Annotated in this window: 17 protein-coding genes; 1 reads left to right on the top strand and 16 read right to left on the bottom strand. The window is 59.6% G+C overall.

Translation table 11 applies throughout. From position 1 onward, the window contains the following. Positions 1-71 precede the first annotated feature (71 nt). The 13 genes from ACYJP6_RS17785 to ACYJP6_RS17725 all read right to left on the bottom strand — a co-directional run bounded on the left by ACYJP6_RS17785 (position 72) and on the right by ACYJP6_RS17725 (position 9547). Positions 72-650, bottom strand: coding sequence for a hypothetical protein (locus tag ACYJP6_RS17785; RefSeq protein ID WP_459476408.1), 579 nt, complete (start codon positions 648-650; stop codon positions 72-74). Positions 651-716: 66 nt separating this feature from the next. Continuing rightward, a complete protein-coding gene (locus ACYJP6_RS17780; protein WP_044340839.1) occupies positions 717-1082 on the bottom strand; it encodes a hypothetical protein in 366 nt (121 codons plus the stop codon). Positions 1083-1158: 76 nt separating this feature from the next. After that, positions 1159-1791 carry a DUF3275 family protein gene (locus ACYJP6_RS17775; protein WP_459476406.1) on the bottom strand — a complete coding sequence of 211 codons (633 nt, stop codon included), beginning with the start codon at positions 1789-1791 and terminating at the stop codon, positions 1159-1161. A 282-nt stretch (positions 1792-2073) separates the two neighbouring features. Next, positions 2074-2778, bottom strand: coding sequence for a DUF5983 family protein (locus tag ACYJP6_RS17770; RefSeq protein ID WP_459476404.1), 705 nt, complete (start codon positions 2776-2778; stop codon positions 2074-2076). 80 nt (positions 2779-2858) lie between these two features. Beyond that, positions 2859-3413, bottom strand: a complete 555-nt coding sequence (locus ACYJP6_RS17765; protein ID WP_459476402.1) for a hypothetical protein — start codon at positions 3411-3413, stop codon at positions 2859-2861. Positions 3414-3477: 64 nt separating this feature from the next. Beyond that, positions 3478-3909, bottom strand: coding sequence for a hypothetical protein (locus tag ACYJP6_RS17760; protein WP_459476400.1), 432 nt, complete (start codon positions 3907-3909; stop codon positions 3478-3480). A 116-nt stretch (positions 3910-4025) separates the two neighbouring features. Continuing rightward, positions 4026-4250, bottom strand: coding sequence for a hypothetical protein (locus tag ACYJP6_RS17755; protein WP_044340834.1), 225 nt, complete (start codon positions 4248-4250; stop codon positions 4026-4028). 51 nt (positions 4251-4301) lie between these two features. Further along, entirely contained in the window at positions 4302-4469 is a 168-nt protein-coding gene (locus tag ACYJP6_RS17750; RefSeq protein WP_208693041.1) for a hypothetical protein, read from the bottom strand. A 142-nt stretch (positions 4470-4611) separates the two neighbouring features. Further along, entirely contained in the window at positions 4612-5082 is a 471-nt protein-coding gene (locus ACYJP6_RS17745) for an STY4534 family ICE replication protein (protein ID WP_058788560.1), read from the bottom strand. A gap of 103 nt (positions 5083-5185) precedes the next feature. Beyond that, a complete protein-coding gene (locus ACYJP6_RS17740) occupies positions 5186-5425 on the bottom strand; it encodes a hypothetical protein (protein ID WP_044340832.1) in 240 nt (79 codons plus the stop codon). Between the two features lie 303 nt (positions 5426-5728). Then, complete coding sequence (locus ACYJP6_RS17735) at positions 5729-5854, bottom strand: hypothetical protein (protein WP_007160880.1); 126 nt, start codon at positions 5852-5854, stop codon at positions 5729-5731. 256 nt (positions 5855-6110) lie between these two features. Beyond that, positions 6111-6530 carry a hypothetical protein gene (locus ACYJP6_RS17730; protein WP_459476396.1) on the bottom strand — a complete coding sequence of 140 codons (420 nt, stop codon included), beginning with the start codon at positions 6528-6530 and terminating at the stop codon, positions 6111-6113. A gap of 992 nt (positions 6531-7522) precedes the next feature. Next, positions 7523-9547: a DNA topoisomerase III gene (locus ACYJP6_RS17725; RefSeq protein WP_459476394.1), complete on the bottom strand. Its 2025-nt coding sequence runs from the start codon at positions 9545-9547 to the stop codon at positions 7523-7525. 287 nt (positions 9548-9834) lie between these two features. Between ACYJP6_RS17725 and ACYJP6_RS17720 the strand changes: the two genes are divergently transcribed. After that, the gene (locus ACYJP6_RS17720; protein ID WP_459476392.1) at positions 9835-10653 is read left to right on the top strand and encodes a 6-hydroxymethylpterin diphosphokinase MptE-like protein; all 819 of its coding nucleotides are present in this window, start codon (positions 9835-9837) and stop codon (positions 10651-10653) included. A gap of 207 nt (positions 10654-10860) precedes the next feature. On the opposite strand, the gene ACYJP6_RS17715 is transcribed toward ACYJP6_RS17720, so the two are convergent. From ACYJP6_RS17715 to ACYJP6_RS17705, 3 genes are all read right to left on the bottom strand, one after another. After that, entirely contained in the window at positions 10861-13515 is a 2655-nt protein-coding gene (locus tag ACYJP6_RS17715; protein ID WP_459476390.1) for a TrlF family AAA-like ATPase, read from the bottom strand. A 69-nt stretch (positions 13516-13584) separates the two neighbouring features. Beyond that, complete coding sequence (locus tag ACYJP6_RS17710; protein ID WP_459476387.1) at positions 13585-13743, bottom strand: hypothetical protein; 159 nt, start codon at positions 13741-13743, stop codon at positions 13585-13587. Positions 13744-13936: 193 nt separating this feature from the next. Next, positions 13937-14812: a glycosyltransferase gene (locus ACYJP6_RS17705; RefSeq protein ID WP_459476385.1), complete on the bottom strand. Its 876-nt coding sequence runs from the start codon at positions 14810-14812 to the stop codon at positions 13937-13939. Positions 14813-14815 lie beyond the last annotated feature (3 nt).

Raw genomic sequence — 14815 nt, 5'->3', positions numbered from 1 at the left:
GGTAAAGCTCCCGTTAGTCAGCGTTAAGGAACGTTAAAAACGTTAATGAGTAAGGGCCGCTAGCGGCCCGATCAGGAGGTGGTGAGCTGACCAGCACGGATGCGCCGGACAAGGTGGTACTGCAGCTCGTCGAGCTTGAGTCGGAGTCGCCAGCCGGCCAGGTCGCCCAGGGCGCCAGGTAGGCGCTCGAGCATCTGCTCCTGCAGGAGCAGCTCCATGACCGGTCCCTGCCAGTGCGGCAGAAGCGGTAGAGGGCAGGTATCGACCACCAGCGGCCAGAGGCTGGCCAGAGGGTCTATGTTGTCGCGCACCAGGGCGTAGGCCAGGTGATTGGCGCGATCCGGTAACGCGCAGCGCCCGTCGAACAGCCAGACGTGAAGCAGGCTGCCAAACAGGGTGCCGCGCAGCTGGCGGGTCGTGCGTTTCTCTAGCCGCTCGGCGTCCGGAAAGACCGGCAGGCTGCGGCCGCTCTGGACCAGGTGGAATTGCTCGAGGCCGCCTTCGCTGCGTCCCAGGGTAAGCCTGGCCAGAAACTCCTGGACGGCGGTGTCGCGGCCCCAGGCCGAGAGAAAGATCAGCCGCCGTTCTTCATCGCAGACGCAGGCGTCCACCAGCAGATCGGGGCACTCATCGATAGGGTAGAGGGGCATCGTCAGCTCCTGAGGGAGGCAACGCGCCCAGGGGGCGGTTGCCCCGAGGTGGGTGAGAGAAGGCGCTCAGCGCGCCGCGTGGTATCGCCGGACGCCTTCGCGCCATTCGGGGTTGATGCCGTGGGTGGCCCTGGGCAAGAAGTGCAGCGGGCAACTCCAGTAGAAGGGGCCCGAGCTTTCGTCCAGGGACTTATGGCCCCATTGACCACTGTGAATGTCCAGTAGGTCGCAACCGATCAAGACGCAAGCCTCACCGGCGGCGACGCCGGGAAAGACGCCATCGCGCTTGGGGACCAGCTTCACGACCTGCCACAGCACGTTGTCGACCAGGTGATGATCGATGACCGTGCGGGTGCAGTTGTCGGTTTCGCCGTCGGCGGTGAGTTCGGCGATCAGCGCATCGCGCGTGGGATGAGAAAACAGCCAGCCCATAGGGAAGGTCCTTAAGTGATGGCCAGGCCTTCCCGCTGGGAGAGGTCCCAGCCGGGTGTGGTTTTGAAGGGTGAGGTCAGGCCGCGCGGTTCCAGGCCTGCGACTTGAAGTCCATGGTGTAGCCCAGCTGGCCGAGCCGCTGGCATTGCTGCCGGAGGCGTTGCCGGTCGACCGTAGAGTCCAGCCGCACGGTCTCGCCAAGTGGCCAGACCGTACCGAAGAGCTCCTGGTCAGCATCATCGACATCCGGCTCAGGTATCAGCTGAGTAGAGGCAGGTGATGCCGGCATCCCGAAGGGGGTGTTGTCGTCTGCAGGCGCGACCGGAGCGCTGGCGGGCCTGGCAGAACGAGAGGGTTGGGGTCGAGCCTTCGGCGGGGGCGCCGCGACAGGTTGCTCTTCATCGAGCGGATCCGGTGACTGCGCATCGATCTGCGCGTTGTCGTAAGCCGTCAGGGTATCGAGGTCCTCGAGCACCATGCTGTCCAGGCGCGCACGAATCTCGATGACCAGGCGGCCGCCGGTGCTGTAGGACGAGGCACGGATCTCGGTGATGACGAACTCGCCGCGATACTTGCCCTCGACGTGTTGCTCGAGCACAGCGTCCTTGATGACGAATTCGCCGATAGAGGTAGAGAGGCGGCCGACGTTGAAGGCGCCGTTGCGTCCCTGGATGGTGCGGATGGCCAGATGGCCGGGGATCTTGATCATGGCGGTCCTCGTGAAAAGGGGGCACGCCATGCCCGACAGGGGATGGGTACCCTGTGGGGGAAAACGGTGAGAGGTGCATCCATCGACGGAGCCGACCGCTTGCGCTACCGGATGCTCGGCAAGCTTGGGGTTGGATCAGCGCAGGGCGCCGTGGTCTTGAGATCCTGACCACCTGGGCATGGCTGACAACGTCAGCGGCATGTGGGACGAATTCTGAAAGCGGCGCCGTACCTGGTCAATAGGCCGGACAAAAGAAAGGCGCCCGAAGCCTAATAAGGGGGTTTAAAACTGAGGCAGACCTTCGAGCAGGCAGCCGTTGGGATCAAGAATAAGGATCCGGACGTCGGCCTGGCCGGCTAGACTGAGCACCCGTATGGTTTCGGGCAGGAATCCTTGGCTATCCATAGCAGCTTCAACGTCCGAAAGTGAACTAGCGCAGGCATAAGCGAGATGCTCATCCGTCCAGGGCGTACAGTGCAGCTTGAAGCCGACGGCATCGCTGTCTGGCAAGGTGAAGCACTCGAAAAGCAGCTGGTGGGTATCGGCATGCTGCACCAGGTCCTGCAGCTCATCCCATTCGTCATCAGGCAAATGGGAAGAGGTGATCTCGAAGGCGCGACTATAGAAGCCGGTTTCGAACTGGATACGCTTGAGCAGGCCTTGGGCCCGTTCCAGCGTTTCCGTGTCGCCAAGGTGGAGCTCCTGGCCATTCTCCATAGCCCGAACCGCGTAGACCACAGCACGTATCTGGCCGTTTGCCGGGTAAAGGGTGTGCTGGTCTTCCGTGACGTCACCGGGCTCCACAGCCACAGCATGGGTATCGTTGAAGATGCAGTAGTGACCTGCGACCTCTTGGTCGGCTGGATCTTTCTGCCCATCGGGTATCTGCCGGTAGCAGGGTTGGAAGTGGTCGTCGTAGGTGATCAGCAGCTCGCGGCGGATGTACAGGTCCTGGTAACCGCGGATGAAAGGGTTGGGCGTTGTCATGGGCGTTTCCTCAAAACGAGGAGCCGCCCAAAGGGTCGGCCCCTCTGGGTTGTGTAGTGGTAGCGTTCGGTTAAGAAGGGTTACAGCTGGTCTAGATCGTCAGCGAAGAACATGGCGCTGTCTTGATGCTGACAGGTGTTGCAGGTCATCTCGCAGGTGCCGTCGCAGACGGCTTCACCATCCCCAAGAGAATCTGTCACAGGGTGAGGGGAGTTCACGCCACCTTCTGCCGAGACATCAGTCGATCCACATTTTGGGCAAGTCCAGCAGATGGCAGCTTCATCATCAGGGTAGTGTGGCCAGACCGTCCGCTGAGCACTTTCGACGGCCTCAGCGAAGCCATGGGTTATGGTCATGTCGGCGATCAACTCGATGGGACTGTTGCCCCACACCAGCAGCATCGTGCCTTCGTGACCCGCGCGGTTTTCCGATAGGAAGCGCACTCGGGACAGCTCGGTCTCTGCTGCGTGTTCGGCTATCTCGTCTGCGGACCAGGTGGCCTGGATGGGAACCCATTCCTCGCCATCCCAAAGCTCGGCTGCGCGCCAACCTTGACGCTGCAGGTCGGCCAGCACGGCCACCAGGCCGGAGTGTTCGGTGATGGCTTGAGTGGCGGAAGTCGAATCATTGTTCATGTGCAGCTCCTCGGACGAAGAGCTGCCCAGAGGGTCAGCCCCTCTGGGTAATGGTCAGGTGTTGCTACAGGTCTTCGAGTGCCATGAGGCCCTGGGTGACACGCAGCAGATGGGTATGGACGCGAATGTCAGAGGGTTGCTCTGATCCGTCCTGGTAGTGAAGCTCAGCTATGAAGCGTTCACGACCCTTGTAGGCCCCGAACACATTGAAAAGCGGCGCTGATAGGGTGGGGCGGTCGAGATCGTGATCGCGGGCGTATCGGACCTGACGAAACCTCTTGAGGTACTCGGCAAACTCCGCCGCGCTCATCGACTTGTACTCGCGCAGGGTCTTGCCTGCGTCATCAATCTCATCACCGAGGTGATCGATGGACATCGAGTAGAACAACCGTGGCTTGTGGCCTAGTGCTCGGTAGAAGGTGAGGGCCTGACCGGCAGCCTCCAGGCTGACGACCGCGCACTCGACGCATCCTGAGATCACAACGTTATATGGCATGGTTCACATCCTGTTGAGGTTGCAGCATAGCAATCGATAGCTAGCTGGCAAATACCTAGGTGCGTCAGGGCCATATCCCACCAGGGAGAGAGCCCTGGTGGGTGGTGTTCAGGTGGTCAGATGCTCAGCGAATGCCGAGCCCACTTTCCCGAATGAAGAGCGTCTGCTGCAGCTTTATGGCTGCGGAAGTATTCGGCCGACTCACGGCTAAAGGGCAGGCCTTCATCGTCCAGGGTACCGAGGTAGAAACCGCGGCGGGACTGCAGGACCTGCAACGGGTAGTTGTTGCCGGCGTCGTCGTGATCAAACTTGCTGTGAGCAGGTGCGGTATCGGTTGCCATGGGGCCTCCAAAAGACAAAGGCGCCCGAGGGCGCCTATAGGGTGTGGTCAGTCAGGCCTGGACGCGATCAGCGCTGGTGGCGTTCATCTCGAACAGAAACCAGGCGTTGTCGCAGAACAGGTCGCTGCTCAGCAGCTCTTCGGCGACGTCGTCATAGGAGACTTCGGCAACGATGGGCAGGGCGGGCAGCTCGGACTTGATGGTGGCGATGACTTGCATGATGGGCTCCAAAAATTCAGCTAATGGAGATCACCATGCCCCGGTCCGGGGATGGTGCCCCCGGATGGGTGTGCGAAGAGAAAGGTGGCAAAGCCTAGGTAGAGCAGGGGCGCCCGGTGGGCGCCTGGAAGAACTGGGTGACTCAAGCGGCCGATTGGTCGCTGTCATCCCCTTGATCCGTACCTTGCTGCTCAGCCGGGGCTGCGTCGCGCGGTTTGGCTTCGTAGACGAACTCACCTTCTACTTTGATCCAGCCGATGTACAGGAGGCGACCTTTCAGGCTTGCGCCGTGTTGTCCCTGCTTCGGTCCGGAAGAGTAGGTGAAGGGATCAGCCCAGCAATCACCGATGCGGAAGGACACGAGGACCTTCTTCTCAGCGTTGACGGCTTCAATGCAACGACGAACCAGCTTTTCAGCTTCGGCGCCGACGACATTGCAGTCGATGTAGCGGTATTCCACCGCTTCTTTGCTGCCGCACAGGGCTGCTACGGTGACGGCCAAAAATGGCTTGGCGCCTCTGCCTTTAGGTTTCACTTCGCGGATGCGGTTGAGGTAACCGATACCGGTGGTGTGCAGGTCGAAGTATTGGCTTTCGTTGGCTTGGTTGCTCATGGTGTATCTCCAGTTTCAATAGGTGAAAACGGAGAACACCTTGCCCGGGAGGGGAAGAGTATTCCCCGCGTGGGTGGGTGTAGCCAGAAAGGGTGGTGCCAGGTCAGTGCATGAATTTCATCGCGGCCAGCAGGATGCCGACAGCAGCAGAAAGCATGACGCCCATGCGGATGGTGAGCTTGAGTTCCAGCTGAGCGAGCTCAGCCTTGATGTCTGCTAAGTCAGCTTTGGTAGCGAGCTGATTTTGCATATCGGACTCCAGAGCATCGATAACAGCAGTGGCTTTGTCATCCGGGACATTGATCGCAATCAACGCCTGGTACAACGCAAAGCTGCTTTTCATTGAAGGTCTCCAGGTTGTAACGGAGACCGGCCCTGACGGGTAGTCCCGTCGAGGGTGGGTGGAAGGTGCATTCATCAACCGGGGGTACCGGTCAATCGTTCGCGCTACCGAATGCTTAGCAAACTTGGGTTTGGATCAATGCGCTTGGAGCGCATTGCAGTCGTGAGATCCGAGACTGCCTGGGGCATGTTGCTGACAACGTCAGCGGCATACACCCTCAGAATGTTCAGGGCCGTATCGCTTGTCAATACCCTTGAAATGAAAAAGCCCTCCGAGGAGGGCTTTGGTAGAGCGGCGCATCAATCAGTGGTGGCCTAGCAGTTTCTGAGCCTTCTGCTTGAGGTTGGGCCAGTCAGCCCAGACCGTCAAACCAGTACACAGAGTCAGCAGGCTTCCCAGCATGAGTATCCCGAAGGCGGTCTGGCTCATGTCATTCCTCCTTGGTTAGGTAGATGCCATACAGCCAAATTACTGCACCAGTTACCAGTGCGCAAGCCGTCAACGACTTGTGGTCGCTGAGGAAAAGGCCTACGACAGCAGCTGCTACAGCGGTTGTACCGATCTTACGAAGATCCTCCGCGAGGGCAGCTTGACGCTTAGGTTTCATAGTCTTCCTTCTTCAAGGGTAAAGTCAGGAAAACTGCCCTGACGGGAGGTTTCCCGACAGGGGTGGGTAAGGTGTGAATCAGCTGGCCAGCGCGACCTCAGGGTCGACCGGGGCGATCAGCTGGTCCAAGGAGCCCGGACGCAGCACACGAGGTGCTGGAGACTGGACAGGTTCAGCGGCAGAAGCAGCAGCTTTGGGTTTGCGCGGCTTGCGCTCGCGCTTGGGCTTTTCAGGCTGGGCTTCCTGGGTGTTTTGCTTGAACCAGGTGTTGAGGTTGATCGCGTTGCGGCGAACGAACGCCGGCACGTGATCCATCTCCTCGAGCACAGCAGCCGATACGATCGGTTGCGGAAACTCGACGACACGCCGCTCAAGCGTTGCTACAGACGGCCGCGCAGTACGTGCCTGGGCTTGAGCATTACGCACGGAGCGAATGACTTCACGCAGGGCAGTACCGACGGATTCGCCAAAGCGATAGCTCAGGGTAGTAGTGGTCATGGTGTTTCTCCTGCAGGTGAGTAATGCGGAGAAACACTGATCCCGGGCGGAGGAGTGTGTCCCCGCTGGGTAGGTAAAGCAGATGTGTGAGGTGCCTCCATCAACCGGTAGAACCGGTCAACCGTTCGCGCCTCCGGAAGCTTGGCGAACTATGGGTGCGGATCGACGTGGATGACCACGTTGCAGTCTTGAGATCCAGAGCTGCCTGGGCATGTTGCTGACGACGTCAGCGGAACATGGGGCAATCATCGGAGGCGGCGGATAGGGCTGTCAAGCGGAAGGAGGGCAGAGCGAGGCAGGAGCGGAAGCGGCGATCGAGCGAGGAGGGAGGCAGGAGAAGCGCGCCAGGCGCAGCGCTGGGTCTAGCAGCAAGGCGCCTCGGCGAGAGTGAGGCTAGTAGAGCTCAAGAGAAAGATGCCACCTGTGAGCGTGAGCACCGGCGCTGGTGGTCCCTGGGCATTGACCTACCGTCCTGATGATCGTCGCATTCACCCGACCCGTTATCGTGGCTAGGGCCAGTAATCGCAAGGCACGCATCCGCGCACAAAGGGATCCCATTTTTGCGCCGGCGGGCACCGGCAGAGAGGAGGGCTACCCGAGGGGTAGCCTCGTCCACCAGGCGATGCCGAGAGGACCAGGCTACCCTTCGAATGCAGCTGAAGGGAGGAACAGTGTGGGCCAACACACCAGGTTGGCCCTAGGTCTAGTATGCACCGAACCTTCTGTGAGCCCTATGTGCCTGTAAACCCGCTTTTCACGTAGTTAGACGGCTGCGTGTCAGCTGCGGAGCAGGGAGACACAGGGAGAGCATCACGCAAAGATCTACACGCCCTACCCGATGCTTAGCGTGCTCTTGGGGGTGGAGCTTCAGGACTAGGTCGAGAAACTCCGGGGTTGCCGCTGATGACCGCCAGCGCGCGAGCGGGGTGGAACAGTTGCATTATGGGGCTCTGACCGTGACAAAGGCAAGAAAGCTCCCGGAGGCCTCAATCCTACGCGGAAGCGCTGCTGCGCTTGGCTTTTCCTGGGCCGCCCTTGCCTTTCCCTTTTGATGTTTCGATGTTCACCAGGCCCTTGCAGTCGGGGTAGCGCAGGCAGGACCAGAAGTCACCGCTCTTACCCTTTCGCTGCGCCATCTTGCCCTGACAGAGCGGGCAGGACGGGCCGTCCGGGACCTTGATTGTGAGCGTGGTCTGGCGGTATTGGGCGACCAGCTTGCCGATCCAGGCACCTTGCTTGGCGATGAAGTCATCCATTTGCATGGTACCGGCCTCGATCATGTCCAGCGCCTGCTCCCAGATGGCGGTAGTGCCCGGGTCGGCCACAGTCGGCGGCACCGCGGCGATTAGCGAGACGCCGGCGTCGGATGCCCGCACTGCCTTGCCCTTCTTGAGCAGAAACTGACGATCGATCAGCCCCTGGATGATGCTAGCCCGGGTGGCCTCGGTGCCGATGCCCGTGGTCTCCTTGAGCTTGGCGGCCAGGCGCGGGTCGGTCACCAGCTTGGCCACGGTCTTCATCGCCTTGATGAGATCGCCTTCGGTATAGGGCTTGGGTGGTTGCGTCTGCTGCGCCTTGAGCTGGGCCTGCTGCACCTGGGCGCGAGAGGCGTTCTGCAGTGGCGGCAGGATCTGCGAGCGGTCCTTCTCCTTGCTGTCCTCATCCTCCTCAGCAGCAGGCGTAGCCTGGAACAGCGTCTTCCAGCCAGCCACGACGATGCGCTTGCCCACCGCCCGCAACGCCACCTGGTTGCAGTCGAAATCAGCCACCGTCCGGTCGAACTCGTGGTGGGGCATGAACTGGGCAAGATAATGCGCGCGGATCAGGCTATAGACCGCCCGTTCCTTGTCGCTCATGGCCGCCAGGTTGGCGGGCTCCAGGGTCGGGATGATGCCGTGGTGCGCGGTGATCTTGGCGTCGTTCCAGGCCCGCGAGCGCTGCGCCGGATCAATGCTGGCCAGCACCGGGGAAACGGACGGATCCGTCCGCCGGATCGCCTCGAGCACGGCCGGTACCTCCGGCAGCATGCTGGTGGGCAGGTAACCGCAGTCGGTCCTGGGGTAGGTCGTCGCCTTGTGCGTCTCATACAGCGCCTGGGCGACGTTCAGGGTCTCCTGGGCCCCGAGGCCGAGCTTCTTGGAGCAGATCTCCTGCAGCGTGCCCAGATCGAAGGGCAGGGGCGCCACCTCCTTGACCCGCTCGGTCTCGACCGACACAGCAATGGCGGAAGATCCAGCAGTGAGGCGCGCCTGCGCCGCCTGGGCATGGCGCTGATCCAGGCAGCGCCCCTCGTCATCGGTGATGTCGCGGGCAGGCCGCCACTGCGCGGTGAACGTTTGGCCGTTGGCGGCCAGCAACACGTCCAGGCTCCAGAACGGTACCGGGACAAAGTGGGCGATCTCTCGGTCGCGGTCGACCACTAGGCGCAGGGTGGGCGTCTGCACTCGTCCTACCGACAGCACCCCGCTGTACCCGGCCTGGCGGCCAAGCAGGGTGAACAGCCGGGTGAAGTTCATCCCGATCAGCCAGTCCGCCCGGGAGCGAGCCAGCGCGGAGTGATACATGGGAAAGGTTTCGGCCCCGGGCTTGAGGCTCGCTACGGCCTGGCGGATCGAGGCGTCGTTGAGCGCCGATAGCCACAGGCGCTGGACGGGGCCGCTGTAGCCGCAGTGCTCCAACAACTCGCGGGCGATCATCTCGCCCTCGCGATCGGCGTCAGTGGCGATGACCAGTTCGGTCGCTTCCTTGAGCAGCGTCTTGACCACCTTGAACTGACTGCTGGTCTTGGGCTTGACCTCGACCTTCCAGCTCGCCGGCAGGATCGGCAGCGCGTCCAGAGACCAGGACTTCAACTGCGGATCGTATGCCTCGGGCGGCGCCTGCTCGAGGAGGTGGCCGATCCCCCAGGTGACGACCACGCCTTGGCCGCGAATGCAGCCCTCACCGCGCCCAGTGGCGCCGAGCACCCGGGCAATGTCCTTGCCCTGGCTGGGCTTCTCGCACAAAAACACACGCATGGGATTCCCCTGTCGATGGCCATCTGGCCTACAGGGCGAACGGTGGCAGGTGCGGTACTTCCGGGCAGCGCTTAACCGAATCTGGTGCAGATATGGTTACAGCTTGGAGATAGTTGTCCCGCTAACGATCATTGCCGGCGGAGGACTTGGTTTGGGACCATAGCGACCTGGGTCAATTTTCAGCGGACACCAGCTGCCAGCGTTTTCTGCTTTCCGAGCGGGATCTTCTGCAACAGCCCCCTCGCTTTCGATAACAACAAGCCCTTCCGAACGAACCCTATTCGCGCTTGGCCAAGGTCAAGTTGTCTGGCCCGCCTATGGAGATTTTCCACGTGGGAAGCGCTTTCGCGTCGCAAAAAAATGCCCATCGGGGCGCCGTCCTGATCTTGGCGTCCGGTCCTTCATCCGCCGAGCTCGACATTCATCGCTGGGCCGGCGTGCCGATCATCACCATGAATGGCGCAGTCACCAAGCTCCTCGAGGCATCCATTCGACCGCTGTACTACGTCTGCAGCGATCGCAGCTTCCAGGAGCAGCAGCCGGCTCTCTATGAGGCCGCAGTCGAGCAAGCGCATGGCCTAGCCCTTTGGCCTGAGGACATCCAGCGGCTATCCAGCCGATATGCTGGCAAGGTCTACGCGCTTCGCAAGGCACCCCGGGCAAGCTTTCGTGACTACTTCGGCCGCGATCAGGGCCAGGCCGTGCGCCTGGTCTCGCCCTTCAGCAAACGGGCGCGGGACATTGGCTTTAGCAAGGACATGGACTACGGCGTTTTCGACGTACGCACGGTTGCGTACATCTGCCTGCAGCTGGCCTATCACCTGGGCTTCGATGAGATTTACCTGGCAGGGGTCGATCTCAATGTCCAAGCACCGCGCTTCTACGAGACTGCTCCTGGGCAGTCAGCGCCGTGCGGCCTGGATCAGCACCTGCAGACGCGAATCCTGCCAGCGATGGAGCTGGCCGCTGGCGTGCTGGCCGCAGAAGGGCGACGTATCATCAACCTCTCCCAGCAGAGCTTGATACCCGGGGACGTCTTTCCGCGGGCGTGTCCGCATCAGGTACAGCGTGAGCTAAACCGTCCCCGCCGAGCACTTGCGTCTTAGGTACCCGCTGCAATCGCCAAACGCTACGACAAGTCCACGACGTTGTCCCTGCAGCAGGATCTCGAAAAGCAGAGATGCGAACCCATACAGCCTCGCAAGGTGGTGATGGATAGGCTGAATTGGAACATAAGCGGCGAACGGGCCTGCATGGCATGATCAATGGCCAATCCAGACCCTGGACGGGAAGATGGCTATCGTTTCAGGGCTCTAAAACTCGTATTTTTCTTTGCGTTGAATGAAGGCAGCTCTGCCACCTTCCAAAATCTTCGCGACTTGATCCCGGATCGCCGGCACATCGATTGATCCTTGAGCTTCTAGGGTTAGCGACCCCCGCTTTTCCTCGGCAGTGAAAACTCCGATCCATTCGGCATCACCGAAAACAGGAATGTTTGCGTTATGGGTAGCGAATAAGAACTGCCTGGAAGTTTTGGCGTCCCTCAATTCAGCGACGATCCTCTCGGCAATGAATGCGTTGTCTAGGTTGTCTTCCGGCTGATCCATGAGCAGCGGGCTAGCATTATCTAGCAACAGCATATGAAGGATAGCTGTGCATTGCTGCCCCGTGGATAGCTTGCTCAGCGGCCTAAACGCTGGCTCGGCGTCACTATGAGCGACGTTCAAGGAGATATCGACTCTATGGGCCAACTCCAGTGCTTCGAGCTCCATTATTTGAGATGGCTGCAATTTGGCAAGAGCGTCGGCCACCATCTGCGTTGTGCCCCAGTCACGGCAGACAACATCAGGGCCTTCCTTTATGGATTTGACCAAAGCTATCGGCGTGATGGACTCAGCCGCACCAATCCAACCAAGTCTTTTTTCGCCAATGCTTTCGAGCCTGCAGGCCAGAAGGTATTGAAGAATAGGAGATCTATCTGCTTCAGGAACGATTTCAATCTTGAGCTTGCCTTGAAGCCGTCGGCTCATTCTCTTCGCAGCTGTTACGAGGGCGCTAATACGTTCTGCCCGCAGATCCGAGAGCTCAGCTAAGACAGTACGGCGTTCCTGCTGGAGCTCATCGAGCCGTGTCTGGTGACCGGGCAGCTTGGAATTCAAAGGCTTAATGCGCTCTATTTCTTCCTGTATACGTTGGTATGCCACACCAATTTCTTGCCCCGTTTTACCTGCTGCGTCCGGTAAGGCACGAAGCTCTTTCTCAAGCTCTGTATCGTGCTCTTTGATTTGCTGCTCCCAGGCGTCGTGCTGTGTATTGAACAACTGCACTGCCTCGTCCGCGAGCGTCTGCAGCGCGTTAAGGTGAATGGCACAGTCCGTTGCGAGCTTTTCCAACGTGCCTCGCATGGCGATGAGAGCATCGATGTCAGGCACACCTTCCAGCGCCTTGTCATTGATAAATGAAAGGTCTGGAAAGTGGTCCCCGAACGTTGGTATTCCGTTTCGGACGTTGCAAATCGCCTTTTGGGCGCTTTTGGCGATCTCACGTTCGCGAGCGAGTAAAGAGTTTTTGGCCAGCTTTTCCTTTACCCCTAGGTCATCGAACCCTCGCAACTGTTCTTCTAGGTTAGGGAGGCGATTAACCTTCGCAGCCAGATCGTCGATGTCCCCCAGCGCCTCAGAAATACTCTCTTGGTTTGCCTTCAACCGACGCTGGACATCGGCTCGCTTGAGGTTGTAATCACCTTCTTCTGGCAGAAAGCGTTCGAGTAGTTGAATGCGGCTGGATTCGTCCTGTGCAAGCTCATAGATCTCATTTTGACCATAGATGTCGATTCCAGGCATCACATCACCGGGTGTCATGGTCGATGGCGCGCCGTTTTCGTCTCGAACAATTGGAGGTTCGCCGTAGCGCCGACTGATGGTGTATCGGCGACCGTTCTGTGAAGACGAAACCAATGTCAGTTCAACGCGGCCACCCTCAAGGCCTATATTTTCCTTGATGATCTCGGCATGCAGCCTTTGAGCTTGCTTCCCTTTGGGTTTGCAATCGAGAGCGAAACGTACACATTCGATAAGCGTTGACTTGCCTGTGCCTCGTCCTCCAATGACGGTATTCAGATGCTCGGAGAAACTGACATGCAGTCCGTCAAGGTAACCGCCGGCTACGTTCATACTGATCAGTCGGCCAATTGGGCTTTTGGCCTCAGTTGAGTTCAGTCGTATGCGTGAATCGGGATCGAGGAATGCCACCTTGAAAGCCGCGAAGGTTGGGCGGGTCATCTTGATCAGACACGTTGCATTAGGCTTCTCAAGGTCATCAGGCTTAGCGACGTCTTTTGCATTGATAACTGCGATGGGCCTCTGCCTACGATAAGCATCATCCCGCCCCAAAAGCACACGACGGTAGAAACCGCTCTCCTCACGCGCCAGGTCGTCAACGGAAAAAGGTATCTGAGCTGCCCTAAGTCTGGGGTGCTTCCAGACATGGGCCAGGCGATTTTTCAGAAGCCCGCTGTCGTGTGTGCAATGGGCAGCGTAGATAAATCCATTCATCTGCTCGATCTTGTCGATCAACTGGATGGAGCTTAATTGAGATGGAAGAATGCACTCATGAGGATCCAGCAGCTCAAGACTCCCTAGGTAGCGTTCTAGGGACTGTACCGAGGTGTCTTCAGGGAACAGGCAGACAAAATGTGTTTTGTCGCTTGCGGCAATCTCAAAGCCAGGAAAGACCACGATCCCATGTTGGGTCAGTACCTGCCGCAGAGCATCTATCGCCTCAACACTTCCATGATCAGCGATCCCAACTACCTTGATATCCAGTTCCAGACATTTCTGAAGTAGAGCCTGGTTGTAAGCGGATTCGTCTAATTGGTGATCGGCACCTCGGTATGCCGCATGGTAAGAAAACGGGTTGACCTGCAGAGCGCAGCGCCAGAACCGGGCGTAGGTGAAGTGATCATCCATGATGGTGAGCTCCTTACAGAAAAATCATATAGGGTCAACTGAGCGGTTTTTAGATCTTGGCATGCGTCGCTAGAGGCCCTTGTTCCCCAGTGTCTTCGGCTGCATGGCCGGAGTCTTTAGCTGGCGCTTCAGCTGACAGTCCTGATCGATGCTGACATCCGCGAAGGGATACCGGATGGAGAGATCCTTTCCGGTATGCATCAGGCCCGTTTTTCCGTCGATCACCATGAATTTGTCGTGGTGAATCGGGTATTCGACCAACGTGCACAGCGCTCAGGGCCTGACAAATTATCGGGTCCTAGTCTCGCTGAATACCAAGAGCCGGACGACCTCGCAAAACCTCTGGTATAACGCCATCAGCCGGGCTTGACTCGAAGCCCGCGGGTACGCTGATTCGATCAGTGGTCTAGGCCTGACAGACCTAGCGGAATTTAAGCGGGTAATAGCAGAGAAACTTGGCTACTAGCCACCACAGCTTGGGATAGCCGAGCGCGCCGCTGGCCTGCACCCACTCCCACCGCAGGCGCCACGGCGCCTTGACCTTGCGCAAGAATTTCATCCAGAAGCGCGCGCCGCGTTGTTCCAGCACCCTCACCGATAGGTCATCGGCACCAAGTGCAACGCGGGCGACCGCTTCCTCGCGCAGCGCCTGGTAGTCGAGCGCGGCCCGCATCCAGCGCGCATCGAAATGGCCCTCGGAGAAGTGGCGCAGGCCGACGTCGTAGACCACCGCCACCCCATAATGCCGGCTCACCCGTAGGGCGAAGTCGATGTCATAGAAATGGAAGGGGGGGAGGGCTTCGTTGAAGGGCAGCTCGAGGGCCACCTCGCGGCGCGCGCAGATCCAGACCCCATCGAGCGTGCAAACGGGCTGACGCGAACGCTTATCGCCTGCAGGACGAAGGTGAAAGAGGTTATCCGTGCCGTCACGATGCCGCTGGTGGAGGCGCATGCAGTTTGTCTCAGCCTTGCCGGCCGCCATCCAGCCGGAGGGGCCGCGGCTCTTGAAGCGGGCCCCGGCAACGCCGACCGCACCCAGCTGGACGTCCTCCTGGAAGTGGTCGACCACCCGGAGGCCCCAGTCCTTCTCCAAGAACTCTAGATCCTCGTGCATGAAGCACACGATGTCGTGCCGAGCCCGCTGGGCGCCTTCGTTGTAGACGGCGCACAGCCCACGGTTCGCCTGGCGGTTGTCGACGGAAATCAGCTGGTAGGGCACGCCGATCGTGGCTTCGATGCTGTGGGTAACGGCTTCCAGCAGCTCAGGCTTCACCGAGCAGATGACGATGGAGATCATGAC

The organism is Pseudomonas sp. No.117 (assembly GCF_054558395.1).
Note: the sequence above shows the minus strand (reverse complement) of the source record. Positions and strands in the feature narration are given on the sequence as shown.

What these genes read in the sequence shown, in the direction of transcription:
- ACYJP6_RS17760 (WP_459476400.1), bottom strand. Translation starts at nt 3,909, where the DNA reads ATGCCATATAACGTTGTGATCTCAGGATGCGTCGAGTGCGCGGTCGTC.
- ACYJP6_RS17750 (WP_208693041.1), bottom strand. Translation starts at nt 4,469, where the DNA reads ATGCAAGTCATCGCCACCATCAAGTCCGAGCTGCCCGCCCTGCCCATC.
- ACYJP6_RS17710 (WP_459476387.1), bottom strand. Translation starts at nt 13,743, where the DNA reads ATGGTGATCGACGGAAAAACGGGCCTGATGCATACCGGAAAGGATCTC.
- ACYJP6_RS17775 (WP_459476406.1), bottom strand. Translation starts at nt 1,791, where the DNA reads ATGATCAAGATCCCCGGCCATCTGGCCATCCGCACCATCCAGGGACGC.
- ACYJP6_RS17715 (WP_459476390.1), bottom strand. Translation starts at nt 13,515, where the DNA reads ATGGATGATCACTTCACCTACGCCCGGTTCTGGCGCTGCGCTCTGCAG.
- ACYJP6_RS17705 (WP_459476385.1), bottom strand. Translation starts at nt 14,812, where the DNA reads ATGATCTCCATCGTCATCTGCTCGGTGAAGCCTGAGCTGCTGGAAGCC.
- ACYJP6_RS17765 (WP_459476402.1), bottom strand. Translation starts at nt 3,413, where the DNA reads ATGAACAATGATTCGACTTCCGCCACTCAAGCCATCACCGAACACTCC.
- ACYJP6_RS17735 (WP_007160880.1), bottom strand. Translation starts at nt 5,854, where the DNA reads ATGAGCCAGACCGCCTTCGGGATACTCATGCTGGGAAGCCTGCTGACT.
- ACYJP6_RS17770 (WP_459476404.1), bottom strand. Translation starts at nt 2,778, where the DNA reads ATGACAACGCCCAACCCTTTCATCCGCGGTTACCAGGACCTGTACATC.
- ACYJP6_RS17755 (WP_044340834.1), bottom strand. Translation starts at nt 4,250, where the DNA reads ATGGCAACCGATACCGCACCTGCTCACAGCAAGTTTGATCACGACGAC.
- ACYJP6_RS17745 (WP_058788560.1), bottom strand. Translation starts at nt 5,082, where the DNA reads ATGAGCAACCAAGCCAACGAAAGCCAATACTTCGACCTGCACACCACC.
- ACYJP6_RS17780 (WP_044340839.1), bottom strand. Translation starts at nt 1,082, where the DNA reads ATGGGCTGGCTGTTTTCTCATCCCACGCGCGATGCGCTGATCGCCGAA.
- ACYJP6_RS17725 (WP_459476394.1), bottom strand. Translation starts at nt 9,547, where the DNA reads ATGCGTGTGTTTTTGTGCGAGAAGCCCAGCCAGGGCAAGGACATTGCC.
- ACYJP6_RS17740 (WP_044340832.1), bottom strand. Translation starts at nt 5,425, where the DNA reads ATGAAAAGCAGCTTTGCGTTGTACCAGGCGTTGATTGCGATCAATGTC.
- ACYJP6_RS17785 (WP_459476408.1), bottom strand. Translation starts at nt 650, where the DNA reads ATGCCCCTCTACCCTATCGATGAGTGCCCCGATCTGCTGGTGGACGCC.
- ACYJP6_RS17730 (WP_459476396.1), bottom strand. Translation starts at nt 6,530, where the DNA reads ATGACCACTACTACCCTGAGCTATCGCTTTGGCGAATCCGTCGGTACT.